7 protein-coding genes are annotated in these 11,928 nt (G+C 73.8%); 2 read left to right on the forward strand and 5 right to left on the reverse strand.

Annotated features, from left to right (window positions below):
- The first annotated feature begins 551 nt into the window (after positions 1-551).
- Complete coding sequence (locus tag DEJ50_RS02610) at positions 552-1,160, forward strand: LuxR C-terminal-related transcriptional regulator (RefSeq protein ID WP_190344226.1); 609 nt, start codon at positions 552-554, stop codon at positions 1,158-1,160.
- Between the two features lie 28 nt (positions 1,161-1,188).
- Here DEJ50_RS02610 and DEJ50_RS02615 read toward each other — a convergent pair whose 3' ends face one another.
- From DEJ50_RS02615 to DEJ50_RS02635, 5 genes are all read right to left on the reverse strand, one after another.
- Positions 1,189-2,961, reverse strand: coding sequence for an ATP-binding cassette domain-containing protein (locus tag DEJ50_RS02615; RefSeq protein WP_150205779.1), 1,773 nt, complete (start codon positions 2,959-2,961; stop codon positions 1,189-1,191).
- Positions 2,958-4,886 carry an ATP-binding cassette domain-containing protein gene (locus DEJ50_RS02620; protein WP_150205780.1) on the reverse strand — a complete coding sequence of 643 codons (1,929 nt, stop codon included), beginning with the start codon at positions 4,884-4,886 and terminating at the stop codon, positions 2,958-2,960. Before DEJ50_RS02620 ends, DEJ50_RS02615 begins: the two co-directional genes overlap by 4 nt.
- A 70-nt stretch (positions 4,887-4,956) precedes the next feature.
- Entirely contained in the window at positions 4,957-5,094 is a 138-nt protein-coding gene (locus DEJ50_RS02625; RefSeq protein WP_150205781.1) for a SapB/AmfS family lanthipeptide, read from the reverse strand.
- A gap of 36 nt (positions 5,095-5,130) precedes the next feature.
- Positions 5,131-7,836 (reverse strand): class III lanthionine synthetase LanKC, encoded by a 2,706-nt coding sequence (gene lanKC, locus DEJ50_RS02630; RefSeq protein WP_150211847.1) that lies wholly within the window; start codon positions 7,834-7,836, stop codon positions 5,131-5,133.
- Between the two features lie 141 nt (positions 7,837-7,977).
- Positions 7,978-9,135: an oxygenase MpaB family protein gene (locus DEJ50_RS02635; protein ID WP_223837551.1), complete on the reverse strand. Its 1,158-nt coding sequence runs from the start codon at positions 9,133-9,135 to the stop codon at positions 7,978-7,980.
- 513 nt (positions 9,136-9,648) lie between these two features.
- Here DEJ50_RS02635 and DEJ50_RS02640 point away from each other — a divergent pair.
- Positions 9,649-11,916, forward strand: a complete 2,268-nt coding sequence (locus DEJ50_RS02640) for an MMPL family transporter (RefSeq protein WP_150205783.1) — start codon at positions 9,649-9,651, stop codon at positions 11,914-11,916.
- Positions 11,917-11,928 lie beyond the last annotated feature (12 nt).

Raw genomic sequence — 11,928 nt, forward strand, 5'->3', positions numbered from 1 at the left:
GTCCGGCGCGTCATCAGCGCGTCATCCGCGCGTCATCCGCGCGTCGGCGGGCCGCGTGCGGGGGCGGCCGGCCCCTTGTGCGCCCCCTGTGCGCCCCGGCGTACGCCGTGTGTGGGGAGGTCTCCTCCGCAAGCCGGTGGCGGTTCCGCGCCCCGGCCGGGTTCGCGCCATGTTCCCCGCCGCCGGGCGCGGGGCGCCCCGGGCACGAAGGGGACCGATGGGGAGCGATGGGGACGACCGGCGGACACGGTGCGGCGGTCCGGGCGGGGGTGTACCCGGATCCGCACCGGGCCCGCCCCGGCCGCCGTCCCGGACTCCGCCCGGCGGCGCCCGCCCAGGCCATCGGGGCGGAGCGACCCGATCCGGGGCCGTGCCGTTCGGCCGCGCCCCCGGACCGGACCGCCCCGACGGCCGCGGAAACCTCCCTCCCGGGAGGTCCGTTGGCCAAAAGCGCGCGCTGTGCGCCCGCGGTGCCCCGGGCCGCGTGTTCCCCGGGGCCGATCGTGGGCAGCGGGATGAGGTCGTCACCACCCGCCGGACCGGAGGACAGCATGACCAGGATCCTGGTGCTCCACAGCGTCAACCTGCTGAGATCAGCTCTCACCGCGCTGCTCCGCGCGGAAGGGCCCTTCGATGTCGCGGCGGCGGCCTGGCCCGGGGCCGAGGAGCAGGCCGAGTCCTTACAACCGGACGTCTGCGTGGTGGACGTCGACTGTCCGGGCGCGTCGGCCGTCCTCGACGGGGACGGGCCGGCCCGGACGGGCGTCCTGGGCCGGAACACCGCACTGCTGGTGCTCGCGACCGCGGCCCGGCCCGGCTCGCTGCGCCGGGCGTTCCAGGCGGAGGCGCACGGCTACGTGGACAAGGACGGCTCGCCGGGGCGTCTGGTGCAGGCCATCCACAAGGTCGCCGGGGGCGAGCGGTCCGTGGACGCCTCCCTGGCCTCCGCACTGCTGGAGAACGGCAGCATGCCGCTGACCGGGCGGGAGCGGAGCGTCCTGGCCCGTGCCGCCAACGGGGACTCCGTCGCCGAGATCGCGCACGCCCTGCATCTGGCCCGGGGCACGGTGCGCAACTACATCGCCTCCGCCACCCGCAAGGTCGGCGCCCGCAACCGGGTGGACGCCATCCGGATCTCCCGGCAGGCCGGCTGGGTCTGAGGGACCCGCGCCGGGCGGGACCCGGCCCTCATCCGTTGTGGTCCGCCCACAATCCGGCCAGGTCGCGGTAGGCGGGCGAACGCTCCCGCAGTTCCTCGTGGGTGCCGCACACCGCGTGCGCGGCCCCGTCGAGCAGCAGGACGCGGTCCGCGCGCAGCGCCGACGAGATCCGGTGGGCCACCACGACCAGGGTGCCGGGGCGGGCGGCCAGGGCCCGCTCCGCCCGTTCCTCGGTACGGGGGTCCAGGTGACAGGTGGCTTCGTCGAGCAGCAGCAGCGGGGCGGGCGAGACACAGGCCGCGGCCAGGGCGAGGTGCTGGCGCTCGCCCTGGGAGAGGCGGGCGGGGTCCACCGGCCCGTCCAGGCCGCCCAGCCGGTCCACGAGCCGCTCCAGCCCGAGGGACTCGATGGCCTCGGCGAGCCGCTGGTCCGCGGCCGGGGCGGGGCCCGAGAGGTGGTTCAGGTTCTCGCGTACGGTCCCGGTGAACACGTACGCCTCCTGCGGCAGCAGGGTGCGGCGCGGGTCGGGGCCGGGCGGCCCGGCGGCGGGTCCCGGGCGCGCCGGGCGGCCGGCCAGCAGGACCGTGCCGCGGTCGGGCCGTACCTGCCCGGCGAGCAGGGCGGTGAGGGTGGACTTGCCGATGCCGCTGGGTCCCACGACGGCCAGGTGTTCGCCCGGCGCGAGGACCAGGTCGAGCTCGTGCAGCACCGGGCGGGCGCGCGGCCCGTACGCGAAGGTGACGGAACGCAGTTCGGCGGCGGGTGCGGCCGGTACGGGTACGGGTGGTGCGGGTGCGGCTGGTACGGGGGCGGGGGCCGGGCTGGGGGCGGGGGCCGGGCCGGCGAACCGTTCGAGCACCACCAGCAGCCGGGTGCCGGCCGTGCCGAGGGCCGACATCAGGCTGTGCAGGGCGGGCAGCAGTGCCTGGAGCAGGTACGTCAGGGCGCCCGCCAGAGTCCCGGCGCTGACCCCCCGCCGGAGCAGCCACGGTGCGGCGGCCAGCAGCAGGACGACCGGCAGCCGGCCGGCCAGCCCCAGCGCGAGGGTGCGCAGGGCGGCCCAGCGGGCCAGCCGGTTCCCCAGCCGTTCGGCTTCGGCGATCAGCACCCCGGTCTCGGCCGTCACCTGGGGTGCGGCCCCGCAGGCGACCACGTCCCGCAGGCCCGCTGCCAGTGCGCCGGCCCGGGCGGAGAGCGCCTCGTCGTTGTCGAGCCAGGCGCGCTGGGCGGCGGCCATCGGGGCGAGGGTGGCGGTGAACCCGGCGAGGCCGAGCAGCAGCGGGACCAGGACGAAGACCAGGAGCAGCGGTTCGAGGGAGGCCAGGCCGACCACCGCGCCCAGTGCAGTGAACACAAACGAACGGGCCGTCAGAAGGAGTCCGGCGAAGGAGTCCCTGGCCATTTCCGCCTGCTGGGTCAGCCGGGACACCGCGGCGGTGTCCGTGGCCCGGGGCGCCCGGGCGGGCCGCGTCACCGCCGAGTCCAGGGCGCCGGTCACCGCGCGCCGCACCAGCCCGTCGCGGAGCGGTTCGACGAGGGCGGCGAGGCCGGTGAAGACCCCGCGCATGGCGGGTGCGCCGAGCAGGGCCGCCGCTCCGGCCACGGCGAGCCAGGCCGCCCCGGTCCGGGGGTCGCCCGCGAGAAATCCGTCGTCGAGGGCTCGGGCCACCCCGTATCCGCCCAGGAAGGTGTGGGCGGACTCGGCCAGGGAGCAGCCGGCGAGCACGGCGAGCGCGCGCCGGCGTCCGCGCAGGAAGCGGCGGGCGTCGGGGGCGATCCGGCGGAGCGGCCCGGGCGTCATCGCGCACCCTCGGCAGCCGCGGCGCCTTCGGCTCTCTCGTGCTCCGGGCCGGCCGCGAACACGGCCCGGTAGTGCGGGTCCTGCCACAGCTCGCGGTGGCGGCCCACGGCCCGCAGACGCCCTTGCTCCAGCCAGACCACCAGGTCGGCGCGGGCGGCGCTGGACGCCCGGTGGGCGACCGTGATCCGGGTGCCCGACCGTATCCCGGCGCCGAGCGCGCGGTCGATCTCGTGGGCGGTGACGGTATCGAGGCTGGAGGTGGCATCGTCGAGGATGAGCAGCCGGCCGGTCCGGCAGAAGGCGCGGGCCAGGCCGATCCGCTGGGCCTCCCCGCCGGACAGCGGGGCCTCGGCGAGCGGGGTGTCGTAGCCGTCGGGGAGCCGGCGGACGAAGGAGTCGGCGCGGGCGGCGCGGGCGGCGGCCACCACCGCCTCGGGCCCCGGCGGCGGCGAGGCGCCGAAGGCGATGGCCGATCCGACGGAACCGCCAGTTCCGGCGGTTGCGGCGGTTCCGACCGAGCCGGCGGTTGCGGCGGTGGTGTCGGTTCCGGCGAAGAGGGCCGGGCCGGCGAACGCGTAGGTGACCTCGCGGCGCAGTTCCGCGGCGTCCAGCTGCTCCAGGGGAACGCCGTCGAGGAGGACCCGGCCGCGGTCGGGAGCGGTGAGCCGGCCCGCGACGGCCGCCAGTGTGGATTTGCCCGATCCCGAGCCGCCGACGACCACCGCGTGGGTCCCGCCGGGGAGGTGCAGGGTGATGCCGCTCAGCACGGGCACCCCGTCGCGTACGACGGTGACCCCGTCGAGGTCGAGGGTGCCGGCGGCGGGGCCGGGGCCGGTGCCCGGGGCCGGCAACCGGGCCGTGCCCTGGGGCAGTTCCGGCAGGGTGAGGAGTTCGGCGGTGCGCCGTGCGGCCGTACGGCCTCGGACCACGCCGGCAAGTGCGCCGGTGGCCGCGCCGAGCCCGGCCGCGAGGGCGGCGTACCGGGCCGCGGCCACCAGGTCGCCGACCCCGAGCGCGCCGGAGGCGAGCCGGAACCCGGCCACCGCGATCACGGCGTAGAGCAGGAGCGGGAGCAGGGCGGTGCTGCGGGCGACGGTGCCGCCGTAGACGCGCCACATGTGGCGGCCGGCGGCCGAGAGTTCGGGCAGGGTCCGCAGGATGCGCGCGCGTTCACGGCCGACGGTGCCGGCGGCGGCGATGGTCCGTGCTCCGCCGAGGGCCTCGGCGAGCCGCCGGGCGATGCCGAGCTGGAGCTGCTGGTAGCGGGTGACGGTGGCGGCCGAGTCGCGGGCGAAGGCCCGGAGCAGCGCGAGCAGCAGCGGCATTCCGGCGAGGAAGGCCAGGGCGGTCCACAGGTCGATGAGGAACAGGGCGATGAGTCCGCCGAGCGGGGGCAGCAGTGCCACCACGCCGCCGGCGGCGGTGGCGGGCACGGTACCGGCTTCGGTGGCGTGTGCCGTGAGCCGGGCGGCGAGGTCGCCGGGCGGGAAGCGGGCCGCGTGGTGCGGGGCGGCGGTGAGCAGCCGGCCGAGGGCCCGGGTGCGGAGCCAGGCGGTGGAACGGGCGCCGACGGTTCCGGTCAGGCGGGCCGCGGCGGCGTCCAGGAGCACATCGGCGGTGATGAGCGCGGCGCACAGGGCGGTCCAGGCGGGGGCGGCGGCGTCCCGTGCGAGCAGCAGGTCCAGGGTGTGGCCGAGGAGGGCCGGTTCGGCCAGCGCGGTGGCGGCCGAGGCGGCGGCGCAGCCGGTGAGGGCGGCGGCCGGGCCGGCACTGTGCCGCGCGGCTGCGGCGAGGGCCTGATCGGCGGCCCGCGAGGCGGCCTTCGGATCGGCGGCCGTCGGGTCGGCGGGCTTCCGGTCGGCGGCCTTCGGGTCGGCGGGCTTCCGGTCGGCGGGCCGTGCGGTCGGCAGGGGCTCGGTGGTCATGCGCAGGCCTCCCGGTCCGCGGCCCTGCGGGCCCGGCCGGTCGGGGACCGGCCGGGCCGCACGGTTGCGACTAGTTACAGGTCGTGATGCTCAGGCTGCTGTCGCCGCAGAGCAGCAGGCTGGCGCGGCTGCCGCCGCCACCGGTGAGCCCGGCCTCGGTGGTCTCTTCCTTGATGGTCTCCATCGACTGCAGGTCGAGAAGGGTCATGTCGATTCCTTTCACTCGTGGGTGCTGGTCGGTGGGTCACGATCCCGTTCGGGACCGGTTCAGGGGCCGCGGAAGCGGCGGGAGGAACGGCAGCTGGGCGCGGACCGCGGGGGCGGCGCTGCCGAGGGCGAGCAGGGTGCCGGCGGTGCCCGTGGCGAGGTCCATGGACAGCCGCATCAACTGCTCGCCGGGGAAGGCCAGATGGCTTTGGTAGGGCACGGCGTGCCGGGCGAGCGCCTCGATCTGGCGGTCGATGTCGGCCTGCTCGGTGCCGGGGCCCGTGCAGGTCGTGCGGGCCAGGTAGAGCACCATGCCGGCGGCGCCGCGGAACAGGCCGGGCTGGGCGTAGAAGGTGGCCTGTGCCGCCCGTACGATCTGCCGGCGCGCCTGCTCGAAGGACTCGTCGGGGGTGTGCCGGAGGTAGTCGTCGAGGACCATGCCGATGCCGACGCTGCCGGAGCCGAGATAGGGCATGGTGCGCCAGCCCTCGTTCACCTGGAGGGTCCCGAAGGCACTGGTCACGCAGGCGCCGAGGTCGCGGCGCAGGCATGCGGCGGCGAGGTCGAGCAACTCCCGGTCGCCGAGGCGCTCGTAGAGGCGCAGGAAGAGCAGGGCGGGTCCGGAGGCCCCGTGGAGCAGCCCGGCCTTCCGGCCCGGCGCGGAACCGTCGGTGCCGTCGGTGCGGTCGGTGCCGTCGGTGCGGATGGCGTCGGCGACGAGTCCGGCGCAGCGCAGGGCCGCTTCGTGCAGCCCCGTTTCGCCGGTGGCGGTGCCGAGGGCGTCGAGGGCGAGGCCGATGCCGGCGAGCCCGCTGTGCAGGTCGGGTGCGGCGGCGTCCCACGACTGCCCGGTGATCCGCTCCGCCAGTTCCAGGGCCCGCTCGGGGTGGCCGAGCCGCTCCAGGGTCCAGGCGAGGCCGGCGAGGCCGTCGTAGAAGCCGGGCGGGGTGCCGGAGGCGGGGTCCTTGGTGCGGTCCAGCAGCCATTCCTCCGCCTCCGGCCACGGTGAGTGGCCGGTCTCGGCGAGGGCGTAGAGCACACCGGCCGCGCCGTAGCCGACGCTGAGGCCGCCGCCGGGGTGGGCGAACTGGGCTATGTCGCCCGGGAAGAACCGGTCTTCCCGGTCGGGTGTGGCGGCGGCCGTGATCGCCGCGGCCAGCGAGTCCCGGCTTGCGGGCCACTCCCCCGGTGGGACCGGGAGATACGGTTCGGCGGGCTGGGGTCCGGGTGAGCCGTCCGGCCCGGCGAGGATCTCCGCCACCGCTTCGTCCAGGTAGTCCCGGGGTACCGGGAACTGCTCGGCGGCGATCGCGGCGAGATGGGCCGCCTTGCTGCGGTCCAGTACGAGCAGGCTGGTCAGCGGCAGGAAGAGGGCCAGGCGCAGGCAGGCGAGCGCATAGCGGTCCACGGAGAATCCGCGTCGGTCGGCGGGTGCCACGAAGGCGGGGTTGGCGACGGTCTGGCGCGAGCCGTCGGCGCCGTCCGCGGCGGCCTCGAAGTCGAGCAGCCACACGGTCGGGCCGTCCCCGGCACCGTCCCCGCCGCCGCTCTCCCCCGCGCCCTCGCCCTCGTATCCGCCCTCGCCCTCGTACCCGCCCTCGTCCTCGTACCCGCCTTCGTCCTCCCGGACCATGACGTTGAACAGGTGCAGGTCGTTGAAGACGATCCCGCGGGCGTGCACGGCCGCCACCGCCTCCGACACCTTGCGGTGCACGGCCATCGCCCACCGGGTGTAGGCGGCGAGTTCGGCCGGGTCGGGATCCGCCTCGATCAGCGGGTGGCGGCGGGCGAAGAAGGTGTTGAGGGGTTTGCCGTCGAGGTATTCCAGCGCCAGGAAGTGGTGCTCGCCGATGGTGAAGGCGTCCCGCACGGCGGGTACGCAGTCCAGGCCCGCCAGCCGTTCCAGCGCCTGCTGTTCCCGGTGCAGCCGGGTCACCGCGTCCGCGCCGTCGGCGGCCAGTCCGGCGTACGGGCGTGCCTCCTTGAGCACCACGCGCTCGCCGGTGCGGCTGTCGCGGGCCAGGTAGACGCCGCCGCCGTTGGAGAAGTGCAGGGCCCGCTCGACGGAGTACGGGAGGTCCGCCAGGGTGACTGCGGAACGGGCGTCCAGGTGGGGCCGGAGGAACTCGGGCGGGGTCACCCACTCCGGCAGCCGGAAGACGGGCCCGCGCGGGTCGGGCACGAGCCGGCCCTCGGGGTCTTCGATGGCCGGGACCAGTTCGCCCCGCTCGTCGTGGCAGTGGCGCAGGGTGAAGCTGCCGTAGCGCACGTACACCGGCCCCCGGCCCCAGCGCAGGTCGCTGAGGATGTACGGGCCGGGCTCGCCGCCGAGCAGGACGTCGAGGTCCGCGGCGATGCGCCCGAACTCCTCGGTGTCGGCGGGGTAGACGGTGACGAACTTGCCGGCGCCGGCCCGGTCGGCGTACTTGGCGTTGCGGTTGTGCAGGAGGTGCCGGGAGGGCACGAACTTGAAGGCGATGCGGCGCGGGACGCAGTAGTCGCGGACCCGGTCCAGGACGGACTCGGCGTTGTCGAGCGTGGCGGAGACGTGGATCTTCCAGCCCTGTGCGGGGAGTCGGTGCTCGACGGGCCGCCATGCCAGCCAGTCCCCGGTGCGGTGCGACTGCCAGCCCTCGGGAACCGCGGCCGTGCCGGCCGGGTAGCCGCCGTCCTCGGTGCGCCGGTACGGCGCGTCGTAGAACCAGCGGTCGGCGTCGCAGAACACTGCGTACCCCTTGTTCACCTCTGCTCCCTCGGTCGGCGACGGGATGACGGTGTCACGGCGCCGGGGGGCCTCGGTAGTCCCGTTTGTCATCGACGGGATGTGCGCTACGCACACGTCACTTCGGGCCTCTCGCCGTACGAGAGGCCCGAAGTGTGACGGTCAGCGGTTGTCGCCGAGTTCCTGGTGCATCTGGGGCTGGTCGTCCTCGTTGTGGGTCAGTGCGAACCTCTCGACCTCGTTGAAGGCCTTCGAGGCGACGCCGAGGATCTCCTTGTACGGGTTGACGCCGACGGTCTTCTTCGCGGTGCCGCCGAGCAGTCCGCCGCCGACCCCGCTGACCACGCCGTGGGCGCCGGCCGCGAGCTTGCCGCCGGTGTCCAGCAGCACGTTCTTCTTGAGGCCGGCCATGTCGGCGTACTTGTCGGTCAGCGCGGTGCGGACCATTGCGACGTAGGCGTCGTGGGCGCCGGGCGGCAGGAACTTGCGGTAGAAGTTGATGGCCTGTTCGGTCATGAACACGCCGTCCTCGGTCTTCTTCCACTCGTCGTCGCGGACTTGGTTCCAGAGCGCCGACACCTGCTCGGCGTCCTTCGGGAGCAGCCACTTCTCGGGGGTGCCCAGGTAGTGGTTGATGTAGTGCCAGGAGCAGATGAACCCGTGCGCGTCGTTCTTGGAGACGTCCAGCCCGAGGTTCTTCATGGCCTGGAGGATCTGGGCGGAGAAGACGCAGGCGGCTCCGGTGGTGTACTTCTGCGAGACCGGCTCGCCCCACTTGGCGTAGTCCCAGACCCCGCTCTTCTTGTGGAGCTGGCGTACGGAGGCGTGCACCAGCCGGACCTTGGTGACGGTGGCGGCGAGGCTGCCGTCGCGCATGGCGTTCTTGTTGCCCATGTCGACGAAGAGCCGGGAGGACTGTGACAGGCGCCGGCCCGGGCCCTCGACGCCGCCGAGGCGGCCGGTGGAGCGGAGGGTGTACGCACCGGTGGGCGAGAGGTAGGTACCGATCAGGCCGACGGTGCCCTGGAGCATCGAGACCTCGCCGTGGTGGTGCGCGAAGAAGCTCTCGGCGGCCTTGACGTCGGCCTCGCTCCAGTCCGGCGGGGCGGCGGCGGCCTTCTTCAGGAACTCGGCCAAGCGCGGCGGCAGTTGGGAGAGGTCCTGATTGGGGCCGAGGGTGCCGATGGTCCGGAACAGTGCGTTGACTCCGTCGACCTCCCGGTTGTCGATCAGATCGGACACGAGTGCGTCGGCGTCGGGATCGCCGACCTTGTTGGCCGCTTCGAGTTCGGCGGCGATCGTGGCGGTGGTCAGTGCCACAGGGACTCCTTCGTCTGCTGCGGTGGGGGTGGCCCGGCGGCAGTGGCCGGACATGTGGATGCTGACGAGGCACGGGCACTCCGGGGAACACCCCGGGCCGAAGGGATCGTTTCGCCCTCACCTGGACAGACGAGAAACCGCGCCACGCCGGGCCGCCGCGTAAAGAACCCGCTACCAGGGCGTCAACAGCGCGACAGCACCACGGCACCGACGCGATGGCGCCACAATGGCTCAAATCTGGCGCCCCGGCGACGCCTTTTGACACACGGCCCCAGCACGGCACGACAGGGGGTCAGACCTCGTGTGACGCTACAGAAGGAGCGCTTCCGGATGGCCCGGTGGCGCCCATGTGGCGCCGACCTGGCGTCACTATCTTGCGTTGGCGCCATGATGGCGCCATAGTGGTGTCACGCAGTCCGAGGCGCGCACGCCGCCTCCCGGACCCCATCGCCGCGCGCACCGAGAAACGGTGCGCGGACCCTCCACTGCCGATCCGACAGGAGCCTGTTCGTCGTGGCTACATTCCTCTACAAGCTGGGCCGCCTCGCCTTCCGGCGGCGAGGCTTGACCGCCCTGCTGTGGGTGCTGATCCTCGGCGGGGTGGGTGTCGCCGCCTCGTCCGCCCCACCGCCTCCGGCCGACACGTTCTCCATGCCCGGCACCGAATCCCAGAAGGCCTTCGACCTCCTGGAGGAGAAGTTCCCGGCGGCGAGCGCCGACGGCGCCATCGCCCGGGTGGTCATCCGAGCCCCCAAGGGCGAGCAGATCTCCGGCCCCGAGCGGAAGGCGGCGGTCTCCGGGCTGGTCTCCGATCTGACCAAGGCCCCGGAGGTGGGCTCGGTCACCGACCCGTACACGGCCAACGCCATCAGCAAGGACGGCACGACCGCCTACACGGTCGTCACGTACAAGATCGCCGGTACCGCGCTGAAGGACAAGGAACACGACGCGCTCACCGCGGCGTTGGACAAGGCCCGCGACACGGGCCTGACCGTCGAGGCCGGCGGTGACGCCATCAAGATCGAGGCGGAGCTGGGTGGCGCCGAGGGCATCGGCATCCTCATCTCGGCCGTGGTCCTGCTGATCACCTTCGGCTCCCTGATCGCCGCGGGCATGCCCCTGCTCACCGCCATCATCGGGATCGGCGTCGGCATCAGCGGCATCCTCGCCCTCGGCAGCACCTTCGGCCTCTCGGCCACCACGTCCACGCTGGCCATGATGATCGGCCTCGCGGTCGGCATCGACTACGCCCTGTTCATCATCTCCCGCTACCGTTCCGAGATCGCCGAGGGCCGGGCGCCCCAGGAGGCTGCCGGACGCGCCGTGGGCACCGCCGGATCGGCGGTCGTCTTCGCCGGACTCACCGTCATCATCGCCCTGGCCGGCCTCGCCGTGGTCAACATCCCGATGCTCACCAAGATGGGCATGGCCGCGGCCGGCACGGTGGCCGTCGCCGTCCTGATCGCCATCACCCTGGTCCCGGCGCTGCTCGGTTTCGCACCGGTCCGGGTCCTGCGCCGGATCGACCGCAAGGCGGTCACCGGCAAGGCGCTCTCGGCCCGGCAGCGGCGCAAGGCCGCCAAGGCCGCCGCCAGGCAGAAGCCCAACCTCGGTACCCGCTGGGCCCGTTACGTACTGCGTCACCCCGTGTCCGTACTGCTGGTCGGCGTGCTCGGCCTCGGCGCGATCGCACTGCCCGCCGCCAGCCTGGAACTGGGGCTGCCCGGTGAGGGCACGATGGCGCCGGAGACCACCCAGCGCAAGGCCTACGACATGCTGTCGGAGTCCTTCGGCCCGGGCTTCAACGGCCCCCTGACGATCACCGTGAGCGCGAAGGACGCCGCGGCTGCGGCCGGTACGGCCGGGCAGGCCCTGGTGAAGGTGAAGGGTGTCGAGTCCGTCTCGCCGGCCACGGCCAACCAGGCGAACGACACCGCGATCCTGAACCTCGTCCCGGCCACCGGCCCGACCGACCACGACACCGAAGAGCTGGTCCGCTCCATCCGCAACAGCGTGAGCGGCATCGAGAGCAGCAGCGGCGCGGACGAGATCCTGGTGACCGGCCAGACCGCGATGTTCATCGACTTCTCCAAGACCCTCGACGACGCGCTGGTGCCGTACCTCGCCCTTGTGGTGGGCCTGGCCTTCCTGCTGCTGGTGCTCGTCTTCCGCTCGATCCTCGTCCCGCTCAAGGCGGCCCTCGGCTTCCTGCTGTCGGTCAGCGCGGCGCTCGGCGCCGTGGTGGCGGTGTTCCAGTGGGGCTGGCTCGCCGATCTGTTCGGAGTCAAGGCGACCGGCCCGGTGGTCAGCACGATGCCGATCTTCATGATCGGTGTGGTGTTCGGCCTCGCGATGGACTACGAGGTGTTCCTGGTCAGCCGGATGCGGGAGGCGTACACCCACGGCGCGAAGCCGCGCGAAGCGGTGGTCACCGGCTTCCGCTACAGCGGACGGGTGGTCAGCGCCGCCGCCATCATCATGATCAGCGTGTTCTCCGGGTTCATCACCGAGAGCAACGACCTGATCAAGATGATCGGCTTCGCCCTGGCCTCGGCGGTCCTCTTCGACGCCTTCGTGGTCCGCATGGCCATCGTGCCGGCCCTGTTCGCCCTGCTCGGCACGTCGGCCTGGTGGCTGCCGAGGTGGCTGGACCGGATGCTGCCGAACGTGGACGTGGAGGGCGCCAAGCTGGAAGGCAGCCGCCCCGCCGCCAAGGAGGACCCGGTGGTGCGGGCCCTGCGCAAGGCCAAGGAGCCGCACTACACCAACTCCCGCTGGTAGCAAGCACGTAAG

It is taken from the genome of Streptomyces venezuelae, from assembly GCF_008642295.1.
GTDB lineage: Bacteria > Actinomycetota > Actinomycetes > Streptomycetales > Streptomycetaceae > Streptomyces > Streptomyces venezuelae_C.